This is a genomic window from Candidatus Rhodoblastus alkanivorans, assembly GCF_022760755.1.
Classification (GTDB): Bacteria; Pseudomonadota; Alphaproteobacteria; order Rhizobiales; family Beijerinckiaceae; genus Rhodoblastus; species Rhodoblastus alkanivorans.
On the sequence record NZ_JAIVFP010000001.1, the window covers coordinates 3491826 to 3511422 of the forward strand.

The following is a 19597-nucleotide window of genomic DNA, read 5'->3' on the forward strand; positions in this document are numbered from 1 at the left end:
GTTCGGTGAGATTATTCGCCGCGCGGGGCCTCCGCCGCCGCGCCGATCCGATTGGCGACGACATAAAGCGGGCGGCCTTTCACCTCGGCGAAGACGCGGTCAATATATTCGCCCAGAATGCCGAGCGAAATCAGCTTGGACTCCGGCAAAGAACATGATCGAGACGATCAACGTGGCGAAGCCCGGGACTTTGACGCCCCAGATCACCACTTCAAGCACGTAATAGACGGCGTTGGCCAGCGCAAAAGCGACGACCGCCGTGCCGACATAGGTCCAAATTTTCAGCGGCGCGGTGGTGAAGGACACGAGCCCGTCGAAGGCGAAGCGGGTGAGCTTGCGGTACGAGAATTTCGCTTCGCCGGAATGGCGCTCGGCGACCTCGAAAGGCGCCCCGATCGATTTGAAGCCGATCCAGGCATAAAGGCCTTTTGAGATGAAGATGATCTCGAAACTCTCGACGCAGGCGAGCGCCGGAATGAGCCGCCCGACGAGCGGCCGCAAGTTCCCGCTCTCGTTGAAAACCGGCACGATCACGGAGAGTTCCGGACCCGCGCCATTTGGTGGTTCAGACATTCACGTTTCCGCCGTTGCAACGCCGAAGCGGCGCGCTCGTCTTCCGTTCGAGCATGATCTTTTCCGAAAACCGGCCTCCGCTTTTCTGGATCATGCTCTAGGCCGCGCCGCAAAAATGCGCAAGAAAGAGACGAATTCACGTCCGTCCCCGATCGGCCATGTCCCCGCCTGCCGCCTTCGCGCTCTGCGCCGACGATTTCGCCCTTTCACCCGCCGTCACCCGGGGGATTCTCGAAGCTTTGGCCGCCGGGCGGCTCACCGCGACCTCCGCCATGACCACGCAGGCGAACTGGCCCGAGGCCGCCAGGGCCTTTCGCGGCCTCGCGCCGCGGGCAGATCTCGGGCTGCATTTCAACCTGACCCTCGGCGGGCCTTTGGGAAAGATGACGAAATTCGCGCCCGACGGGGCGTTTCCGGCGATGAACGCCATCGTTCCCGCCGCCTGGCGCGGCGCTTTGCCGCGCCAGGAAATCCGCGACGAATTGCGCCGCCAGCTCGACGCCTTCGAGGACGCCTATGGCGCGCCGCCGGATTATGTCGACGGGCATCAGCATGTCCAGGTCTTGCCGGGAATAGCCGACGATCTGATCGCCGAACTCGCCCATCGCGGGCTCGCCGGGAAAATCTGGCTGCGCGACAGCGCCGACCGGCCCAAAAGGATTTTCGCCCGCGGCAAGCATTGGGGCAAGGCGCTGACCGTGGCGGCGCTGGCGCGCGGTTTTCGCGCCAAGGCGAAAGCGGCGGCCTTCAAGCTCAACGACGGCTTTTCCGGCTTTTCCGATTTCGACGCCAAGACGGATTACGCCGAGGACTTCGCGACTTTCCTGCGCGCGCCGGGCGCGAAGCCGTTGATCATGTGCCATCCCGGCCATGTGGACGAGGAACTGGCGCGGCTCGATCCGGTGACGGCGTCGCGCGAGACGGAGCTGGCCTTTCTGCTGTCCGACCGTTTTTTGGCGATTCTCGGCGCCGCGGGTGCAAAACTTGAACGGATTTCGGCGATGTGAGGCCGTTCAGGCGAGGAAGTCGTCGAAGAGCGCCGTGACGGCGGCCGAATCGGCGTCGGGGCGGAGCGAAAAGAAACGGCCCTGCTTGACCTCGGCCAGATCGCGATAGAAGGCCTCTTCGTCGCCTCGCGCCGTGACCGCGAGCAGGCGCAGCCCGCGCGGCGCCAAGGCGGCGTTGGCGAGGCCCGCGCCCGCCGCGCCCGCGATCCATTCCGCTTTTCCAAAAGCCCGCGCGCGCTCGGCGAAACTCATGCGCTCCGGTTCGACCGCCACGAATCCCGAAGGCTTGAGCAGGTCGAGCAAAGCTTCATCCTCGCCGGTCTTCACATAAAGGCGCCTCGGCGCGTCGGACGCGTCGGGAAAGCGCGCCGGCAGGTATTCGAGCGCCTCGATCGCGCGCGGCGATTTGCCGCAAGGATATTTGGCCGCCGGTAAGGGAAAGACGAGGCGCTGGAAAAAGGTCGGCGCGTCGCCGATCGCGACGATCCGCTCCGGCCGCACGCCGAAAAGACCCAGGCTGTCGCGCACGACCTGCATCCTTTGCGAGGTTGAGCGCGCGACCACGAATCGGAACGCCGACAGGTCGCAGAATTGCGCGGCGACCACCACGCGCGGCAGCAGGTCGATCAGCCAGCGGGCGTAATCGCCGTCGCCCGGCTGGCGCAGGAAAATATAATCGCCAGCGAGACGCCGCATCGAGGTCAGGGGCCAGATCCGGACGGACGCGGCGCCGTCGCTTTCCTGGCGCAGGGCGCCGCGACGGGGCCCGGCGACAAGACTTTTGGCGACAAGACTTTCGGCGACAAGCGCGCCGCTGGCGGCGATCAGCGCGCCGCCGAGGCAGCAGGCGTCCTCGAACAAAGCGAGGCCGCCCGGGGGCGGCTGGACCGCGCCTTCGCCATAGGGCGGCTCGTGCGCCAAAGCGTGAAAGGCGCGCGCCAATTCCGCCGCCGGCCGGACTTGCGCCCGGCGCCGGAACGGCGCGGTCAGGGCGAGGCGGCTCTCGCCAAGGTCGAAGAACCGCCAGACGAACGCCGCGTCCGTCACTGGTCTTTGACGCGCTTGATTTTTCGCCCGCGCGAATAGCCATAGGCGAGCAGAATCGCGATCAGGGCGCCGATCGGCGGGGCGTAATCGCGCATGAGGTCCGGCGGCATCGGGCTCGCGAGCACCAAGGCGTCGGCGCAAGTCATCCGCCCGGCGATCCAGCCCAGGAGGCCCGCGGTCGCCCACAGCAGCGGCGGCTTGCGCAAAATCGTGATGAATTGCGCCGAACCCAGCGCCAGCAGCGGAATGGACAGCGCGAGGCCGAGCATCACGAAAGGCTTTTCGCCCTGCGCCGCCCCCACCACCCCGGTCATATTGAGCAGAGCGCCCTGCGCGTCATAGGCGAGCGCGGCCGCCATGGCCGGGGCGAGGCTGCGATTGGGCGGCATTTGCGGCGTCTTGTCCGATTCGCCGCGGATCGCGACCCACAAGGCGGCCCACATCAGCAAAGCGGCGCTGGCGAAGCCGACGCCGGGCAGGCCAGAGACCGCCATCAGCGCATAGGCCAGCGCGACGCGCAGCAGGATGAACAGGATCGTGCCCAGATTGATGCCGATGCGCCTGCGATCCAGCGGCAGCGCCCGCGTCGCCATGGCCAGGACGATGGCGTTCTCTCCGGCTAGAACCAGATCGACCCAGAGAATTTCGATCAGACTGCTGATCGTTTGCGAAAGATCCATGCTGTTCACCGCGTTTCCCGCCGCAAACTAGGACAGCGCAAAGTCTTTGGCCATGAGCAGAATGACGCGGGCCGCGCGCCGCAATTGCGCGCCCCGCCAGTCGGGAAGGTGGACGAAACAGGCCCGCCGGTCCATCAGCAGCGAAAGATAAAGGCTCTCGTTGCACAGATAATCGCCGGCGTCGCGCGAGGGCGAGGCCGGCAGGCCATGCCGGCGCGCGATCGCCGCGAGGCGCGGGACGGAGCCGCCGGCGCGCAAGACGTCCGGCCCGCCATGGACGATGAAGCGGCAATAGGCCCGCTGGCGGGCGGCGTCGCTTTTCAGAGTCGAGACGCGATTGCGGGCGAGCGTCTCGATCGTCAGCCGCCGCCGGCGCCCCGCCACGCCGAGCAACAGCACCGCGTCCGGGCTTTTTTCCGCGAACAGCCGCGACAAAGTGGGCGACAAGGCGAAATATTCGACCGGCAGGACGGCGGTGTGAAGATCGATGCCGGCGAGGGCGAAAGAGCGTTCTTGCCTTTCGAGCATCCGCACGACGAATTCGGCCGGATTGCGCCTGTGGCCCGCAAAGGCGCCGAAGCCCGCGACGAGCAGCGACCTCGTCATGCGCTAAAGACCCAGGACGGCCGCGATCTTCTCGACCGCGAGCGTCGGCGACAGCGCGCCCTCGGCGACCCGGCGCTCCAGGTCGGGCAGCAGCGCCCGCACTTGGGCGTCGGAGCGCAGACGCGAGAACATCAGCTCCTCCAGCATCGTCCACATCCATCTGACCTGCTGGTCACGGCGCTTTTGCGCCAGTTCCCCGGTGGCCTCGAATCTGTGGCGATGCTCGACCACCTTGGCCCACATCTCGTCGAGCCCGATATTGTCGAGCCCCGAGACCAGCACCACCGGCGGCGACCAGTTCTGCGACGCCGGCTGCATGATATGGAGCGCGGCGCGATATTCGCCCGCCGCCCGCACCGCGCGGGCGCGGCCCTCGCCTTCGGACTTGTTGACCGCGATCATGTCGGCAAGTTCGAGCACGCCCTTCTTGATGCCCTGCAATTCGTCACCCGCCCCCGGCAGCATCAGCACCAGGAAGAAATCGGTCATTTCCGCGACCGTGGTTTCGGACTGGCCGACGCCGACGGTCTCGACCAGGATCACGTCGAAGCCCGCCGCCTCGCACAGCAGCATGGTCTCGCGGGTCTTCGCCGCCACCCCGCCGAGCGTTCCGGAAGACGGCGACGGCCGGATGAAGGCGTTGCGCTCGACCGCGAGCCGCGCCATGCGGGTCTTGTCGCCCAGAATCGAGCCGCCGGTGCGCGCCGAGGAGGGATCGACCGCCAAAACCGCGACCCTGTGGCCGGCGGCGATGAGATTGGAGCCCAGAGTATCAATGGTGGTGGATTTGCCGACGCCCGGAACGCCGGTGATCCCGACGCGCATCGCGCGTCCCGTATGCGGCAGCACGAGCTGGACCAGCTCGCGCGCCTGACGCTGGTGCTCGACTTTTCGGCTCTCGACCAAAGTGATGGCGCGGGCGAGCGCGGCGCGGTCGCCCGCGCGCAGACGCTCGGCGAGGGTCGGAACATCGAGGACACGGGGATTCGTCGGCGAAGTCATGGCACGCTTATAGGCGGGCGGCGTCCCCGGCGGAAGTCGTGGATCGCCGTCAGCGTCTCCCTTTCAATTTTGGGCTTCGAGCCCGAGCGGTGGCGGCGCGGCGTCGTGAGCGGCGGCAAGATCACGCGCGGCCGCCATTCAGGCAACGCGGCGATCGGCTCGTCATGAAACGCCAAAGGGACGGATGAGGTCCTGGCTGCGCTCTGGACGGCGCAAAGCCCGTCGGCGCGCCACGCGGATTTCATCCGGCGCCACAGTTTCGGCCGCGTTTACGTCAAGGCCTCGCGGAGCTTCGAGTCGTAGGCCTCGGCCAGGCGGACGAGCGACTCGCTGCATCGCATCTTCGTGGACGAGCCGTGCATGAGCGCGAGCGTCTGCGGCCTGAGCGTTGCGAGACGGCGGATCGTTGCGCCTGTATTGGGCGTAAGGGCCGTGGCCCCGAAAAGACTTTCCGCCGCGAGCGCTGGCCCGACAATATCATCATCGGTGAGCGCCGGCCCGTCGCCCGTATGTGTGAACAGATCGCCACAGAAAAGCGTCCCGGTGGTTTCCTCGAAGAGAACGCGAGCCTCCCAATTGTGCGGAATATGCGGCGTATCGATGTGCCGCACGCGTCTGCCCCCCAGATCGATGATTTCACCATCGCCCAATCGGCGCGGTTGCCGATCCGCCAGATCGTCAAGCGAAACCATGCAACCGAGAGCGCCGTGCGCGACTTCGGCGCGCGGGGCCGCGGCAAGGAAATTGTTCATTGCGCCGCATTCATCGGACTCGACATGGCCAAACGTGATCCATCTCAGCCGATCGAGCGCCACGATGCGGCTGATCGCCTGCGAGACAAGAGGGAACAGCCGTCGCGGACCGGTGTGGAAGAGGAGCGGCTGATCCGCCTCTATGAGGAACTGGTTGAAGGAGAGGCCTTCAGGGCCTGCTTCCGCGATAAAGGTCGAAATGCGGTAGACGCCGGCGGCGATTTCATCTGTCCGCGTTTCCATTGAAGCGCCCCCGGAAGCGGTTTTGGGTTGCCGGTCTTTGGAGCCGAAACGCGCGGCGCCGGCCGCTGTTCCATATTTGACCGGGCTTTGGGCCGACGACTGCAATCCGGCCGAAACCGGAATGCAATCGGAGACAGACCGGATCGCGCTGTCAGGGCATTCCCGGCTGCGGGATGAGCGGCGGGCCGAAGCCGCCGTGCTGCTGCACCGCATCGACCTCGACGCCGACCGTCAGATTGTTGGTGACGGCATAATTGACGCCCGCCCCGACCATGGTGATCGAACTCGTCGGCTGCGAGCCGATGGCCATGTCGTCGAGCGCGGCAAAACCCAACGGCGCGCCGTTCAGCGCGCTGGTCGGACGGGCGAGGCCGGCGCCGAAAGTCACATAAGGCATCAGCCGGCCCATGTCATAGCCGACCTTGACCTGGGCGAGACCGAAATCATAGCCGCGCGGGCCGTAATCATAAAGCCCCGGCGCATAGCCCGCGGTCCCCTGCGCGCCGATGACGATGCGGTTGTCGAACTCCTTGTAATAGCCGAGATAAGCGTCGCCGCCAAAGCCGCCGCGCCCGCCATGGCCCGAACCCACGGCGCCGAACATGTCCGCGCCCACCGTCAGCCCCGACCACGGATTGGAAGGCGCCGGCGCGTCCCACGACGGCGCTTTCGACGCCCGCAGCGGCGGCGGCGAATCGAGGGTCCAGTCCCCGTCGCCGCCGGCGAAGAAAGGCAGGCCGTCGGCCTTGGCCGAAGGGGCAAGCGCAAGGCAAAACAGGGCGGAAATGCAGGCGGCGCGGATCATGCGGACCTCTTTCGTCGGCGCGAGTTTAATCGCAGCCAAGTTGGGCTGCAAAGTGGCGGACTCCGATCGAACGGCAAAGGCTGGAATTCAGCTTACGGCGGGAAGCGGAAGGCCGCGAGCGGCGCCAACAAGGGCAGGATCGCGCCATGGGATTAAACCGCTCTCGCGGTGGGGGCGGCGAGCGGCGGCGGGAATTTTGAGCACTTTTCAGACAGGGAGCGTCTAAAAGTCTCATCAATTCCGCCCCACGTTAAAATCTCTTTCTCGGCAACTCCTGACTAGAGCCGCGGGGCCTGGCGAATTTTCACGCCGAAAAATTCGCTCGCGCAACCGAAGTGCGGGATGCTCCACAATATGCCACGACGCCACCGCCAAGAGGAGCGTTATCGGCGCGGCGATGACGAACAAGGCCAATGGGCTGACGCCGTCCATTTTCGCCACGATGAACTGTTGCACCGGAAAAGCATAAATATAAACTCCATAAGAATAATCACCAACACGTTTATACATGCCTAATATATCGCTCCTTGAAAAGGCTAAATACATAACTATATAAGGTAGTGCAATGTAAAATACAGCCGTTTTATAAGAATTAACTGAAAATATATATAGCATAATGACCATCACTATTGCCATACCCCTGCTATAAATGATCCGGTCGCGCCATAGCCATAAACTCGCTCCCGAGAAGAAGAAGATAAAATTGCGCGCGGTGGAAAAAACCGGGGCGCCGCGAAACAAATTTCCTCCTTGAGCATTCCAGCTAAAATGGAAAACCAGCACAAGAGCGGCGTAAGAAACAATGCCTGCCAACAGGACACCGAGCGCCGTCCATCGTTTCAGCAAACCGAGTCCGCCGATGACGGGCAGGATCAGATAAAATCCGAATTCAATCGGCAGCGTCCACAAGCTGCCGTTGACGATCTTCGCCTCGGGATTCGCAAGAAAAACGCCTGGCAAATCCTGCCTGATGGCAAAAACATTCACTCCCTCCAAATAGCGCCACGTTTCATGGCTGAGCAAATAATAGGACAGAGGCTTTTGCGTAACGATCGGGCCAATGACGAATGCTGAGAAAATCAAGGCAAAGGCTAGCCCCGGAACGATCCGCAACAGTCTCGAAAGCAGATAGGACATCAAATCGTGTTGTAGTACAGATTTCGTTACCAGGAAACCGCTGATGACGAAAAAAATAGCAACACCGTATCCGCCTCCCGTGTCATATCCACCAAGATAATAATAGAATGGATCAAAATTATTCATGCCCGCCAAAGGATAGCAGTGGCTAAGCAGCACAAAACTCGCGGCGACGACACGAATAAAATTAAAATTATTATCTTTTCCAGTGAATACATCATTGAATGTGAGTCGATCAGATTTGCTGCTTTTACACAGGTTGTCGCTGAGCATCTAATACCTCTACGGCTACGCTTAAGATTGGACGCCGCAACCTTACGTCATAACGCGATCAAGAAATGGAACGCGCGCAGAGGCCGATGTCAATGTCTTATTCTGCTTGCAAAAATGCTCCCTTGAATCGGGGATCGGCGTCCAAGCATTTTACGTGCCGATTGACACTGGTCGCCGGATCGAGCAGCAAGGTCGACTTCGAGCCGAAATACGAAATTCAGGTCGAAGCTCTGCTAAACTCACCCCTCGTCCGCCTCGCCCGCCCGCGCGCGATATTCCGCCCGCAGGTCGTCGATGCTGGTCTCGGCGCCGTCGCGCATGGCGCGCCAGAAGGTCCAGCCGTTGCAGGCCGGCAACCCTTGCGCCAGGGCGCCGATCTTGTGGATCGAGCCGACGATGTCGCCCAGCGCCACCGCGCCGTCGGCGCGGACCACCGCCCGCCAGCGGCGTTTTTCGTCGAACAGTTCGGCGCCTGGCGCGATCATTCCCGCCTCGATCAGGCTGGCGAAGGCGACGCGCTTTTCCTGTCTTTTCGCCACCGGCGTCGCGAAGGCCGTCTCGGGCGCGGGCTTGACGGAGGCGATGCGGCGCAAGGCCGCGGCGATGTAATCGGGGTCGCGCTCGCAGCCGATGAAGCGACGGCCAAGCTTTTTCGCCACCGCGCCGGTGGTGCCGGAGCCGAAAAACGGGTCGAGCACCACGTCGCCGGGCTTTGACGCCGCCATGACGATGCGGGCGAGCAAGGCCTCGGGCTTCTGGGTCGGATGGGTCTTGCGGCCCGTCTCGTCCTTCAGGCGCTCGGCGCCGGTGCACAGCGGAAAGAACCAGTCCGAACGCATCTGGCGGTCCTCGTTGCCCGCCTTCAGCGCCTCGTAATTGAATGTGTAACGTTTCGCGCCCGCGCTTTTCGAAGCCCAGATCAGGGTCTCATGGGCATTGGTGAAGCGCCGGCCGCGGAAATTGGGCATCGGATTGGCTTTGCGCCAGACGATGTCGTTGAGAATCCAGAAGCCGAGATCCTGCAGGATCGCGCCGACGCGGAAGATATTGTGATAGGAGCCGATGACGAAGATCGTCGCCTCGGGCTTCATGGCGCGATGCGCCGCCGCGAGCCAGTCGCGTGTGAAGCGGTCGTAATCGGCGAAGGAGGCGAATTTGTCCCAGTCGTCGTCGACCGCGTCCACTTCGCTCTGATCCGGCCGGGTCAGGCCGCCTTCGAGCTGGAGATTATAGGGCGGGTCGGCGAAGACCAGATCGACGCTGGCTTCGGGCAGGCCGAGCATGGCCTCGACGCAATCGCCGCGAAGGACGCTGTCGAGCGGCGCCTCGCGAATGGCGCGCGGCGCGACTCCCGCGACGGGGCCTCGGACGGCCTCAAGTCCAGCACGCGAAACCAGTTTCTGGACTTTTGGGCCGGCCGCCCCGGCGCGAAGGATACGCATGCACTCACAACCACAACGCGACTGACTGACATGGGCCAGTTAAGCTTAATGGGGTAAAAGGCGCGTTTAGGGAGCGGACAGGCGATTGTCCCTTTTCCGAACGGAACGCTTAACAGATCGTTCGACTGACCCTTGGGTCGCGGCAAAAAATTAACATGTCGCGAAGGCGGGGCGCGCCGGTCGGATCATTGCTCGCACAAGCCCAGGGCCTTGCGCACCGGCGCGAAGGAGCGGCGATGGGCGCCGCACGGACCCAGACTTTTCAGCGCCGCCTTGTGCATGGGCGTCGGATAGCCTGCATGGGCGGCGAAACCATAGCCGCGGTGGAACGTATCGAGCCGCGCCATCAGCCGGTCGCGGGTCACCTTGGCGACGATCGAGGCGGCGGCGATGGAAAGGCTGATGGCGTCGCCCGCGATCACGGCGCGGCCGGGACAGGGCAGATCGGGCAGATCGCGCCCGTCCACCAGAGCGAAACGCGGCGCCAGGATGAGCCCGCGCGCGGCGCGGCTCATACAGGTCAATGTCGCGCCCCTTATGTTCAGCGCGTCGATTTCCGCCGCCGGCCCCAATGCGACGGAGATCGCGAGCGCGCGCGCGCAAATCTCTTCATAGAGCGCCTCGCGCCGGCGCGCGGTCAGCTGTTTGGAATCGTCAATGCCGGCGGGCGGGTCATTCGGGTCGAGAATGACCGCCGCCACGCAGACCGGCCCGGCGAGCGGGCCGCGCCCGACCTCGTCTATGCCCGCCACCGGACCGAGGCCCTGCGCGATCAGTTCGGCTTCGAGATCGAAATGCGCGGCCATCAGGCGGCGCCGGCGCGATCGAGCGCGTGTTTCAAGGCGCGCAGGTCGCGCCAGGCCTGGGCTTTTTTCAACGGCGCGCGCAGAAGATAGGCCGGATGCAGCATGGGCAGGGCGCGGATCGTCCTGTCGCCGCAGCGATAATCGCGCCAGTGGCCGCGCAGACGCATGATGCCTTCCTTCTCGTTCAGCAGGGTCTGCGCCGCCGAGGCCCCGAGCAGAACCAGATAATCCGGCGCGACCAGCTCGATCTGGCGGCGCACGAAAGGCAGGCACAAAGCCAGTTCCTGCGGCGTCGGCGTGCGATTGCCGGGCGGGCGCCAAGGCACGACATTGGCGATATAGACTTTCGAGCGGTCGAGGCCGATCGCCGCCAGCATCTTGTCGAGCAATTGCCCGGCGCGGCCGACGAAAGGCTTGCCGATGCGGTCCTCGTCGGCCCCCGGGCCTTCGCCCACGATCATGATTTTCGCATCCGGCGCGCCATCGGCGAAAACGAGCTGGGTCGCGGAATTCTTCAGGGCGCAGCCATCGAAACTCGCCAGTTTTTCGCGCAATTCGTCGAGGGTTTGCGCGCTCGCGGCCTGTTCGCGCGCGCTCGCCGCGGCCGTTTCGTGTGACAGCGCCGCGGCCGGTTTGGGCGCGGGCGGCGGAGGCTGACGGAGCGCTCTGGGCGCGGGCGGCGGCGCGGGAGGGTCGGCCTGCGCCGGTTCGGGCTCGGCCTGCGCCTTTTTTTGCGCCGACCGCGCGAAACGATCGACCGGCGCATCCTCAAGGGCGCAATCGACCCCCATGGCGGCGTACCACCGCAGGAGCGCGGCCAAAGTCTCCCGATCCATGGCGCCGGCGTCGATCATAGCGGCTTTTAGCCAGCGCTCGTTGCTGGCGCAAGAGTTGCAATTCAAACGAACGCGCCATTGATCCAATGCTTCGGTAGACAGCGCCGATGAGCGCGCTAAGAAGAGCATGAGAATTCTGCCGGAACGCCCCGTCCGGCGCCCTGTTCGGAGACGCAGATGAGCGAAGTCGCATTGGAGCCTCGCGAGGCGATGGATTATGACGTTGTGATCGTCGGCGGCGGTCCTTCGGGCCTGGCGGCGGCGATCCGGCTCAAGCAGATCAATCCGGACCTTGCCGTCGTCGTGGTGGAAAAGGGCTCGGAAGTCGGCGCCCATATCCTTTCCGGCGCCGTGATCGACCCGAAAGGCCTCGACCAGCTCCTGCCCGGCTGGCGCGACGACCCCGCCTGCCCGCTCAAGGTCCAGGTGACGGAAGACCGTTTCTACCTGCTCGGCCCCTCGGGCGGCGTCCGCCTTCCCAATTTCCTGATGCCGCCGCTGATGAACAATCACGGCAATTTCGCCGGCTCGCTCGGCAATGTCTGCCGCTTTCTCGCAACCAAAGCGGAAGAACTCGGCGTCGAAATCTATCCCGGCTTCGCCGCCAACGAGGTGCTTTACGGCGACAAGGGCGAAGTCGTCGGCATCGCCACCGGCGACATGGGCGTCGGGCGCGACGGCAAGCCGAAAGACAGTTTCACCCGCGGCATGGAGCTGCGGGGCAAATACACCCTCTTCGCCGAGGGCGCGCGCGGCTCGCTCTCCAAACTGCTGATCGCGAAATACGGGCTTGGCGCCGGCCGCGAGCCGCAAAAATTCGGCATCGGACTCAAGGAGTTGTGGCGCGTCGACCCGGCGAAACACAGGCCGGGCCTGGTGCAGCATTCCTTCGGCTGGCCGCTCGGCTCCGACACCGGCGGCGGCTCCTTTCTCTACCATATCGAGGACAATCAGGTCGTCGTCGGCTTCGTCATCCATCTCAATTACAAGAATCCGACCCTCTCGCCCTTCGACGAGTTCCAGCGCTTCAAGACCCATCCTTTGGTGCGCGAGACTTTCGAGGGCGGCAAGCGCCTCGCCTATGGCGCCCGCGCGCTTACCGAAGGCGGCTGGCAATCCGTGCCGAAACTCGTCTTCCCCGGCGGCGCGCTGATCGGCTGCGGCGCCGGCTTCATGAACGTCCCGCGCATAAAAGGCTCGCACAACGCCGTTCTGTCGGGGATGGAGGCGGCCGAGGCCGCGGCCAAGGCGATTCAAACCGGCCGCTCCCATGACGAACTGGCCGATTACGAAAACGGCTGGCGCGCCGGGCCGATCGGCGCCGACCTGAAAATGGTGCGCAACGTCAAGCCGCTATGGTCGAAGCTCGGCACTTATATCGGCATTTCGCTCGGCGGAATCGATATGTGGCTCAACAACATGTTCGGCCTGACCTTGTTCGGCACGCTCAAGCACGGCAAGCCGGATTTTGCGACGTTAAAGCCGCTCGCCGCGGTCAAGCCGATCGTCTATCCCAAGCCCGACGGCGTCATCACCTTCGACAAGCTGTCGTCGGTCTTCCTCTCGAACACCAATCACGAGGAAGACCAGCCCTGCCATCTCAAACTGGCCGACCCCTCCATTCCGGTGGAGAAAAACCTGCCGGTCTATGGCGAACCGGCGCGGCTTTACTGCCCGGCCGGCGTCTATGAAGTGGTCTATGGCGACGAGGCGGCCAAAAAGGACCCGCGTTTCGTCATCAACGCCCAGAATTGCGTCCATTGCAAAACCTGCGACGTCAAGGACCCGGCCCAGAACATCACCTGGACCACGCCGGAAGGCGGCGGCGGCCCGAACTATCCCAATATGTGAGGCGCCTCGGGGGACGAAGAGCTTCGTTCGCGCGCGGCGGGCGCCGCCGCGCATATCGTTGAGCGCGAAAGGCTTTTACGAAGTCTCAAGCGGAAGTGGATAAGCTCGTCGCGACAATGCGTCGCTCCATTCCGACCCGAGACGCGAACATGCTGAATAATCGAGAAAATCCGCTTTCTCCGACGCCCGCCGTCGTCGGCGCGGCGTTTTTGCTTCTCGGCGCCGGCCACGCGATGGCGGGCGGTTATGGGCACGGCTCCTCCCTGCCCTTCCTCGACCCTGTCGTCGAATGGATCGGCTTCGACGGTCTGAGCGGCGATCGCCGCAACCTGTTCGGCTATGCCGTGATCGGCTTCGCCCTTGCTTTCGGCTATTTCACCAATCTCGCGCTCAAGGAGCGCGGCCTCGGCGCGATTGTGAACGGCGTCGTCGGGGTCGGCGGAATCGCTTTGGCGCTTCACCTGGTGCTGCCGCGCCTGTCGCTGCTGAATGACGCGTCCGACAAGATGCGCTTCAATCTGGCGATGATCGCCGCCGGGGCCGGCGCCGCTTTTGCGCTGGTGGTCGCGGCGGTCGCCAAGAGCATGGTCTCGCGCCTGCTCACGCGCGGCTTCATCGTGATTGGCCGCCCTCCCCGCCCGGCGCCGATCCAGACTGAACCGAAGGTCGAGCCGCGCATCGCCGCCGCCCTTCGCAAGAAGGATTGAACTTCGCATTGGCCCGCAATTACGCCGGGCGCGGCGAAAATCGCTCGGCGCTCGCCTGCTCCCACATCGCCGCCAGACGCGGATCGCGCGCGCCGCTCAGCAATTCGCCTTCCTCCAGCGCCGGATAGAGATCGGCGAAGCTGACCACCCGGCTTTCCAAAATCCGCCGGCGGAAATGATCGAGCGTGAATTCTTCGGGATGCTCCAGCCCGGCGGCCGCCGTCAGTTCGGCGAGGACATGCAGGGTCGCGCGGTGAAAATTGGCGACGCGCTCGACCTTGTCCGGCACGTGAAGGGCGCGTCCGCGCCAGGGGTCCTGGGTCGCGACGCCGGTCGGGCAGGCGTCGGTGTGGCAGGACAGGGACTGGATGCAGCCGATCGAGAACATGAAGCCGCGCGCGCTGTTGCACCAGTCGGCGCCGATCGCCATGGCGCGGGCCATGTCGAAGGCGGTGAGAATCTTGCCGGCGCAGCCGATCTTCACCTGACGGCGCAGGCCGATTCCGACCAGGGCGTTATGCACGAAGCTCAGGCCATCGCGCATCGGCATGCCGAGATGGTCCATGAATTCCAGCGGAGCGGCGCCGGTGCCGCCCTCCTTGCCGTCCACGACGATGAAATCGGGCGCCGTCCCGCTCTCCAGCATGGCCTTGCAGACGCCTAAAAATTCGATCGGCTGGCCGAGGCAGAATTTGACGCCGACCGGCTTGCCGCTAGAGAGCTCGCGCAGTTTCTGGATGAAGGCCATCAGCTCCAGCGGGGTCGAAAAGGCGCTGTGGCCAGGCGGCGATACGCAGTCGCGGCCCACCGGGACGCCGCGAATGGCGGAAATTTCCGGCGTCACCTTGGCGGCCGGCAGCACGCCGCCATGGCCGGGCTTCGCGCCCTGGCTCAGCTTGATCTCAACCATCTTGATCTGGGGATTTTGCGCGGTCGCGGCGAAATGTTCGGGGCTGAACACGCCCTCCGGCGTGCGGCAGCCGAAATAGCCCGAGCCGATCTCCCAGATGACGTCGCCGCCCTTTTCCGCGTGATAGGGCGAAAAGCCGCCTTCGCCGGTGTCATGGGCGAAATTGCCGAGCTTCGCCCCGCCATTGAGGGCGCGAATGGCGTTGGCGCTCAGCGAGCCGAAGCTCATCGCGGAAATGTTCAGCACCGAGGCCGAATAGGGCTGTTTGCAGTGCGGCCCGCCGATGTCGATGCGGAACGGCGCCGTCGCCACCGGCTTCGGATTGAGCGAATGCAGCATCCATTCGAAGCCGTCGGCATAGACCGCGAGCTGGGTGCCGAACGGCCTTTTGTCGAGCTGCATCTTGGCGCGCTGATATACCACGGCGCGGCGGTCGCGGCTGAAGGGCGCGCCGTCGGTTTCGCTTTCGAACAGATATTGCCTGATCTCGGGACGGATTTCCTCGATGATGAAGCGCAGATGGGCGAGAATCGGATAATTGCGGAGCACCGAATGGCGCTTCTGGAGGACGTCGCCCACCCCCACCGTGGTCAGGCCGCCGAAGATCACCAACGGCAGCGCCAGCAGATGGCTGCGCTCGTGGTGAAGCGCCATCGAGAACAGGACCCAGACAAAAAACGCCATGCTGAGAAGCAAAGCGATGTGACGGGGCGCGAAAATCAGTCGGAGCAGGCGCATTGGCGTTTCCTTGGCGCTGCGCAGCAGGATTTTGAGGGTCCTCGGCGGGGGGCGACCATAACATTGCAGATCGGCGACAGCCGCATGACCTTTCACTAAGGCATATTCCCAAAAAGTTGGAGACTTTTTTGACACGAATATGCGTTAAAACAATGCCCTAAGACTTCCGGGCGCCGGGATCGCCTCGCGGCGCGGGACGGCCGGCGGGCGACATGCTAGCTTGCCGCGCCAAAATGGACCGCCAAGGTTGAGCGAGGCTGAGGCAAATCGTTTTTCGCATGCAGGAATGCGGGGAGCAGGATGATGGTTGATTATGTGTTTGCGCCGCCGCCGCAAGCCGCCGCGCCGGTCGCGGGCGGAAAATCGTTCCCGGTGCGCCGGATTTTCTGCGTCGGCCAGAACTACGCGGCGCATACCCGCGAAATGGGCGGCGACCCGACCCGCGAGCCGCCCTTCTTCTTCGCCAAGCCGGCCGATGCGCTGGTGACCGACGGCGCCGACGCGCCGTACCCCAGCCTGACGAAGAACCTCCATCACGAGATCGAACTGGTCGTCGCGATCGGCAAGGGCGGCGTCGATATTCCCGCGGCCGCCGCGCTCGATCATGTTTACGGCTATGCCGCCGGGTTGGACATGACCCGCCGCGACATCCAGGCCGAGGCGCGCAAGGCCGGCAGGCCCTGGGATATGAGCAAGGGCTTCGATTTTTCCGCCCCGCTCGGCCTCATCCACGCGGCCGCGCAAATCGGCCATCCCAAGACCGGCCGCATTTCGCTGCAAGTGAATGGCGCGGTGAAACAGGATGGCGACCTCGCCGACCTGATCTGGTCCGTGCCGGAAGTGGTCGCCGCGCTCTCGACCTTTGTCGCGCTCAGCCCCGGCGACCTGATTTTTACCGGCACGCCCTCCGGCGTCGGCCCGGTCGTTGCCGGCGATGCGCTCGTCGGGGAAATCGCGGGCGTCGGCGAGGTGCGGACGAAAATCGTGTGAGGCGACGGAGGTCAGGTCCTCACTTCACGCCGATCACCATGGAATCCGGGCCGAGCAGATGTTCGACCCGGATTTCGGCAAAGCCCGCCTCGCGCATCCAGTTCTGGCAGTCGGCGCCGGTATAGTCGAAGCCGCCCGGCGTCTCGATCAGCATGTTGAGGCTCATCAACAGGCCGAAGGCGTTCTCGCGGCGGTCGTCATCAATGAGCGCTTCATAAACGACCAGCAAGCCGCCCTTCGGCAGCGCCTCATAGGCCTTCGCGAGCAGAACCCGTTTTTCCTCCATGCCCCAGTCGTGGAGGATATGGCCCATGATCATGACGTCCGCGGTGGGAAGCTTGTCCTTGAAGAAATCGCCCGGCATGAAACGCAGCCGGTCCGAAAGGCCGTTGCGCGCGACAAATTCCTCGAAAATGGGGCCCACTGCCGGCAGGTCGAAGGCGGCGCCGGCGAGATGCGGATGCGCGCGCGCGATCGTCACCGGGACCATCCCCTGCGCGGCGCCGACGTCCACGAAACTCTTGTAATCCCGCCACGGGATTTTGGCGGCGATGGCCTTGGCCGGACCGGCGCTGACGCCGCTCATCGCGGCAAGGAAGCCGCGCAGGCGATCAGGATCGGCATAGAGCGCGCCAAAAAAATCCTCGTCGGCGGGGTCCTCGCTCTCGCGCCGCCCCGTCCGCAGGGCGTGGGTCAGCCGGCCCCAGGTCGCATAGAGCCGGGCGTTCGCCATTTCGAGAATGCCGCCGACATAGCTCGGCTTCGCGCGATCGAGAAAAAGATCCGTCTCCGGCGTGTTGCCATAGACGCCGTCCTCGCGATCGAGAAGCTTCATGGCGACGAGCGCGTCAAAAAAATCGCGCGCGCCGCGTTCGTGCAAGCCGAGGTCTTCGGTCAGCTCGGCGAGATTGGCGCGGCCCTTGCCGAGCCGGGTGAAAACGCCGAGCTCGACGGCGGAAAGGAGCGCCTTGGCGCCCCAAAAGCCCATGCCGACACCAAGAAGTCTTTCGGGCGACAATTGCGAGGTCATGTGGCGGCTCTCTGCGAACGGGTCCAGGGAAGATCAAGCTAGCGCAACGCCAATCCCGGCGCGAGCCTCTTGTCCCGCAGGCCCCCACGGCTAGCCTACCCCCCTAAGCCGCCGAGCAAGACATATTTGATTTCGACGAATTCCTCGATGCCGTGGCGGGAGCCCTCGCGGCCGATGCCGGATTCCTTGACGCCGCCGAAGGGCGCGACTTCGGTGGAGATGATGCCGGAATTGACGCCGACCATGCCATATTCCAGCGCCTCGACGACCCGGAACACCCGGCCGAGGTCGCGGGCGTAGAAATAGGCGGCCAAACCAAATTGCGTCGCATTGGCCTGGGCGATGACATCGGCCTCGTCCTTGAAGCGGAACAAAGGCGCGACCGGGCCGAAAGTTTCCTCGCGCGCGACGATCATTTCAGGCGTGACGTCGGCAAGCACCGTAGGCTGGAAAAAGGTCCCGCCCAGTTTGTGCCTATGGCCGCCGACCAGGACCCGCCCACCCTTGGCGAGGGCGTCGGCGATATGGGCCTCGACCTTGTCCAACGCCTCGGACGTGATCAACGGCCCCTGCTGCACCCCCTCCTCCAAGCCGTCGCCGACTTTCAGTTTCGCCACCGCCTCGGCCAATTTGGCGGCGAAGGCGTCGTACACGCCCTCCTGCACATAGAGCCGGTTGGCGCAGACGCAGGTCTGCCCCATGTTGCGATATTTCGACAGCATGGCGCCGGCGACCGCCGCGTCGAGATCGGCGTCGTCGAAGACGATGAAGGGCGCATTGCCGCCAAGCTCCAGCCCGACCTTTTTGACGCCGGACGCTGCCTGCCGCATCAGCAGTTTGCCAACCTCGGTCGAGCCGGTGAAGCCGACGAAACGGACCGAGGGATGTTCGCAGAACACCTTGCCGATCGAAGGCGCGTCGCCGGTGATGATGTTCAGCACGCCGGGCGGCAGGCCGGCGCGGACCGCGAGTTCCCCGAGCGCCAGAGCGGTGAGCGGCGTCTCCGGCGCCGGCTTGACGACGCAGGCGCAACCGGCGGCCAGCGCCGGCGCGCATTTGCGGGTGATCATCGCCGCAGGGAAATTCCACGGCGTGATCGCGGTCATGACGCCGATCGGCTGGCGCAAAGTGACAATGCGCGAATCGGGCCAGGGCGAGGGAATGGTCTCGCCATAGACGCGCTTGGCCTCCTCGGCGAAAAATTCAATGAAGCTTGCGGCGTAATCGATCTCGGCGCGCGCCTCCGCCAGCGGCTTGCCCTGCTCGCTGGTCATGATGACCGCGAGGTCCTCGCGCGCGGCAAGGATCAGCTCGAACCATTTGCGCAGCAGGCCGGAGCGCTGTTTGGCGGTATGGGCCGCCCAGAGCTTTTGCGCCCGCGCCGCGATCTCAACCGCCTCCGTCGCCTCCGCCGCGCCGCCGTTGGGAACATGGCCGAGAACCGCGCCATTGGCGGGGTTTTTGATCTCCAGCGCGCCCGCGCCGCGCCACACGCCGCCGATGAGATTTTGGGTTTTCAGGACGGAGGGATCATTGAGCCGCATCGGATTTTCCTTTCCGCGCGGCAAGATAACGCCGCAACGCCACCATCGACCATACCGCCTCGACCAGACCGAAGGGCCAGGCGCCCTGCAGGAAGCCATAGGCGGAACCGAGCGCGCAGGACGCGGCGAAGCCGAGAATATAGATGGGGCCGCGCGGCTCCAATGCATAGAACAGCAGCATGGCGCTGACGGCGAAAAGACCGAAGGCCGTCAGCGGGTCCATCATTTCGCCGGCGGGGTGCAGACCACGGCGCCTTTCAGCACATAGCAGATCGACATCTCGCCGGTGCGCTGATTGACCCGGAAGACGCTGGCCTCGCGCTCGTGCCTGGTGGCGACCAGGGCATATTCGCCCGGGACCTGAGGCCCGCCGCCGTCGCCGGGCGGATAGCACAGGGTCACGCCAACCGGCGCTCCGTCCTTGAGCCCGAACTGGCAGGCGCCGACCTCGCCCGTCGCCTTGTCGAGCCGATAGACCCGGTTGAGGTCGATCTGGGGCGCCGGCAGAAAATCATAGGTCGCGGCTTGCGCCGCCGCGGTCGTTATGAGCAAGACCATCATAGTCCAGCGCAGCATGGCGGCTCCCTCCCCCTCGATTCGCCCGAAAAGCGCGAATCA

General features: G+C 64.5%; 20 protein-coding genes. 4 read left to right on the forward strand and 16 right to left on the reverse strand.

All coding sequences use genetic code 11. The annotated features are described in order from the left end of the window. Positions 1-99 precede the first annotated feature (99 nt). Positions 100-573: a hypothetical protein gene (locus tag K2U94_RS16210; RefSeq protein WP_336606172.1), complete on the reverse strand. Its 474-nt coding sequence runs from the start codon at positions 571-573 to the stop codon at positions 100-102. 158 nt (positions 574-731) lie between these two features. Here K2U94_RS16210 and K2U94_RS16215 point away from each other — a divergent pair, with 158 nt between their 5' ends. Next, positions 732-1580: a ChbG/HpnK family deacetylase gene (locus K2U94_RS16215; protein WP_243068197.1), complete on the forward strand. Its 849-nt coding sequence runs from the start codon at positions 732-734 to the stop codon at positions 1578-1580. A 6-nt stretch (positions 1581-1586) separates the two neighbouring features. Here the strand turns inward: K2U94_RS16215 and K2U94_RS16220 are convergent, their stop codons facing one another. The 10 genes from K2U94_RS16220 to K2U94_RS16265 all read right to left on the reverse strand — a co-directional run bounded on the left by K2U94_RS16220 (position 1587) and on the right by K2U94_RS16265 (position 11227). Then, positions 1587-2627: a glycosyltransferase 61 family protein gene (locus tag K2U94_RS16220; protein WP_243068198.1), complete on the reverse strand. Its 1041-nt coding sequence runs from the start codon at positions 2625-2627 to the stop codon at positions 1587-1589. After that, positions 2624-3307: a TerC family protein gene (locus K2U94_RS16225; RefSeq protein ID WP_243068199.1), complete on the reverse strand. Its 684-nt coding sequence runs from the start codon at positions 3305-3307 to the stop codon at positions 2624-2626. Before K2U94_RS16225 ends, K2U94_RS16220 begins: the two co-directional genes overlap by 4 nt. A gap of 27 nt (positions 3308-3334) precedes the next feature. Then, on the reverse strand, positions 3335-3913 hold the full coding sequence (locus K2U94_RS16230) for a pyroglutamyl-peptidase I (protein WP_243068200.1): 579 nt from the start codon (positions 3911-3913) through the stop codon (positions 3335-3337). 3 nt (positions 3914-3916) lie between these two features. Beyond that, positions 3917-4915, reverse strand: coding sequence for a methylmalonyl Co-A mutase-associated GTPase MeaB (meaB, locus tag K2U94_RS16235; protein WP_243068201.1), 999 nt, complete (start codon positions 4913-4915; stop codon positions 3917-3919). Between the two features lie 269 nt (positions 4916-5184). After that, entirely contained in the window at positions 5185-6123 is a 939-nt protein-coding gene (locus tag K2U94_RS20670; RefSeq protein WP_336606173.1) for an oxygen-binding di-iron domain-containing protein, read from the reverse strand. Then, entirely contained in the window at positions 6062-6715 is a 654-nt protein-coding gene (locus K2U94_RS16245) for an outer membrane protein (protein WP_243068203.1), read from the reverse strand. Before K2U94_RS16245 ends, K2U94_RS20670 begins: the two co-directional genes overlap by 62 nt. A 234-nt stretch (positions 6716-6949) precedes the next feature. Then, the gene (locus K2U94_RS16250) at positions 6950-8125 is read right to left on the reverse strand and encodes an acyltransferase family protein (RefSeq protein WP_243068204.1); all 1176 of its coding nucleotides are present in this window, start codon (positions 8123-8125) and stop codon (positions 6950-6952) included. A gap of 239 nt (positions 8126-8364) precedes the next feature. Next, positions 8365-9567, reverse strand: coding sequence for a site-specific DNA-methyltransferase (locus K2U94_RS16255; RefSeq protein WP_272884873.1), 1203 nt, complete (start codon positions 9565-9567; stop codon positions 8365-8367). A 185-nt stretch (positions 9568-9752) separates the two neighbouring features. After that, entirely contained in the window at positions 9753-10373 is a 621-nt protein-coding gene (locus K2U94_RS16260; protein ID WP_243068205.1) for a ribonuclease HII, read from the reverse strand. Further along, the gene (locus K2U94_RS16265; RefSeq protein WP_243068206.1) at positions 10373-11227 is read right to left on the reverse strand and encodes a uracil-DNA glycosylase; all 855 of its coding nucleotides are present in this window, start codon (positions 11225-11227) and stop codon (positions 10373-10375) included. Before K2U94_RS16265 ends, K2U94_RS16260 begins: the two co-directional genes overlap by 1 nt. Before the next feature lie 159 nt (positions 11228-11386). Here K2U94_RS16265 and K2U94_RS16270 point away from each other — a divergent pair, with 159 nt between their 5' ends. Then, positions 11387-13060 (forward strand): electron transfer flavoprotein-ubiquinone oxidoreductase, encoded by a 1674-nt coding sequence (locus tag K2U94_RS16270; protein WP_243068207.1) that lies wholly within the window; start codon positions 11387-11389, stop codon positions 13058-13060. 149 nt (positions 13061-13209) lie between these two features. Next, a complete protein-coding gene (locus K2U94_RS16275) occupies positions 13210-13767 on the forward strand; it encodes a hypothetical protein (protein WP_243068208.1) in 558 nt (185 codons plus the stop codon). A 19-nt stretch (positions 13768-13786) separates the two neighbouring features. Here K2U94_RS16275 and K2U94_RS16280 read toward each other — a convergent pair whose 3' ends face one another. Next, positions 13787-15415 carry an FMN-binding glutamate synthase family protein gene (locus K2U94_RS16280; RefSeq protein WP_243068209.1) on the reverse strand — a complete coding sequence of 543 codons (1629 nt, stop codon included), beginning with the start codon at positions 15413-15415 and terminating at the stop codon, positions 13787-13789. A gap of 300 nt (positions 15416-15715) precedes the next feature. Between K2U94_RS16280 and K2U94_RS16285 the strand changes: the two genes are divergently transcribed. Further along, positions 15716-16405 carry a fumarylacetoacetate hydrolase family protein gene (locus K2U94_RS16285; RefSeq protein WP_243068210.1) on the forward strand — a complete coding sequence of 230 codons (690 nt, stop codon included), beginning with the start codon at positions 15716-15718 and terminating at the stop codon, positions 16403-16405. Between the two features lie 19 nt (positions 16406-16424). Here the strand turns inward: K2U94_RS16285 and K2U94_RS16290 are convergent, their stop codons facing one another. From K2U94_RS16290 to K2U94_RS16305, 4 genes are all read right to left on the reverse strand, one after another. After that, positions 16425-17435 carry an acetylserotonin O-methyltransferase gene (locus K2U94_RS16290; protein ID WP_243068211.1) on the reverse strand — a complete coding sequence of 337 codons (1011 nt, stop codon included), beginning with the start codon at positions 17433-17435 and terminating at the stop codon, positions 16425-16427. Between the two features lie 95 nt (positions 17436-17530). Continuing rightward, positions 17531-18979, reverse strand: a complete 1449-nt coding sequence (locus K2U94_RS16295; RefSeq protein ID WP_243068212.1) for an NAD-dependent succinate-semialdehyde dehydrogenase — start codon at positions 18977-18979, stop codon at positions 17531-17533. Beyond that, the gene (locus tag K2U94_RS16300; RefSeq protein WP_243068213.1) at positions 18966-19202 is read right to left on the reverse strand and encodes a hypothetical protein; all 237 of its coding nucleotides are present in this window, start codon (positions 19200-19202) and stop codon (positions 18966-18968) included. The genes K2U94_RS16295 and K2U94_RS16300 overlap by 14 nt, the downstream gene beginning before the upstream one ends. Next, entirely contained in the window at positions 19202-19555 is a 354-nt protein-coding gene (locus tag K2U94_RS16305; RefSeq protein ID WP_243068214.1) for a hypothetical protein, read from the reverse strand. The genes K2U94_RS16300 and K2U94_RS16305 overlap by 1 nt, the downstream gene beginning before the upstream one ends. Between the last annotated feature and the right edge of the window lie 42 nt (positions 19556-19597).

What these genes read in the sequence shown, in the direction of transcription:
- K2U94_RS16210 (WP_336606172.1), bottom strand. Translation starts at nt 573, where the DNA reads ATGTCTGAACCACCAAATGGCGCGGGTCCGGAACTCTCCGTGATCGTG.
- K2U94_RS16215 (WP_243068197.1), top strand. Translation starts at nt 732, where the DNA reads ATGTCCCCGCCTGCCGCCTTCGCGCTCTGCGCCGACGATTTCGCCCTT.
- K2U94_RS16225 (WP_243068199.1), bottom strand. Translation starts at nt 3,307, where the DNA reads ATGGATCTTTCGCAAACGATCAGCAGTCTGATCGAAATTCTCTGGGTC.
- K2U94_RS16230 (WP_243068200.1), bottom strand. Translation starts at nt 3,913, where the DNA reads ATGACGAGGTCGCTGCTCGTCGCGGGCTTCGGCGCCTTTGCGGGCCAC.
- meaB (WP_243068201.1), bottom strand. Translation starts at nt 4,915, where the DNA reads ATGACTTCGCCGACGAATCCCCGTGTCCTCGATGTTCCGACCCTCGCC.
- K2U94_RS20670 (WP_336606173.1), bottom strand. Translation starts at nt 6,123, where the DNA reads ATGCGGTGCAGCAGCACGGCGGCTTCGGCCCGCCGCTCATCCCGCAGC.
- K2U94_RS16245 (WP_243068203.1), bottom strand. Translation starts at nt 6,715, where the DNA reads ATGATCCGCGCCGCCTGCATTTCCGCCCTGTTTTGCCTTGCGCTTGCC.
- K2U94_RS16250 (WP_243068204.1), bottom strand. Translation starts at nt 8,125, where the DNA reads ATGCTCAGCGACAACCTGTGTAAAAGCAGCAAATCTGATCGACTCACA.
- K2U94_RS16255 (WP_272884873.1), bottom strand. Translation starts at nt 9,567, where the DNA reads ATGCGTATCCTTCGCGCCGGGGCGGCCGGCCCAAAAGTCCAGAAACTG.
- K2U94_RS16260 (WP_243068205.1), bottom strand. Translation starts at nt 10,373, where the DNA reads ATGGCCGCGCATTTCGATCTCGAAGCCGAACTGATCGCGCAGGGCCTC.
- K2U94_RS16265 (WP_243068206.1), bottom strand. Translation starts at nt 11,227, where the DNA reads ATGATCGACGCCGGCGCCATGGATCGGGAGACTTTGGCCGCGCTCCTG.
- K2U94_RS16270 (WP_243068207.1), top strand. Translation starts at nt 11,387, where the DNA reads ATGAGCGAAGTCGCATTGGAGCCTCGCGAGGCGATGGATTATGACGTT.
- K2U94_RS16275 (WP_243068208.1), top strand. Translation starts at nt 13,210, where the DNA reads ATGCTGAATAATCGAGAAAATCCGCTTTCTCCGACGCCCGCCGTCGTC.
- K2U94_RS16280 (WP_243068209.1), bottom strand. Translation starts at nt 15,415, where the DNA reads ATGCGCCTGCTCCGACTGATTTTCGCGCCCCGTCACATCGCTTTGCTT.
- K2U94_RS16285 (WP_243068210.1), top strand. Translation starts at nt 15,716, where the DNA reads ATGATGGTTGATTATGTGTTTGCGCCGCCGCCGCAAGCCGCCGCGCCG.
- K2U94_RS16290 (WP_243068211.1), bottom strand. Translation starts at nt 17,435, where the DNA reads ATGACCTCGCAATTGTCGCCCGAAAGACTTCTTGGTGTCGGCATGGGC.
- K2U94_RS16295 (WP_243068212.1), bottom strand. Translation starts at nt 18,979, where the DNA reads ATGCGGCTCAATGATCCCTCCGTCCTGAAAACCCAAAATCTCATCGGC.
- K2U94_RS16300 (WP_243068213.1), bottom strand. Translation starts at nt 19,202, where the DNA reads ATGGACCCGCTGACGGCCTTCGGTCTTTTCGCCGTCAGCGCCATGCTG.
- K2U94_RS16305 (WP_243068214.1), bottom strand. Translation starts at nt 19,555, where the DNA reads ATGCTGCGCTGGACTATGATGGTCTTGCTCATAACGACCGCGGCGGCG.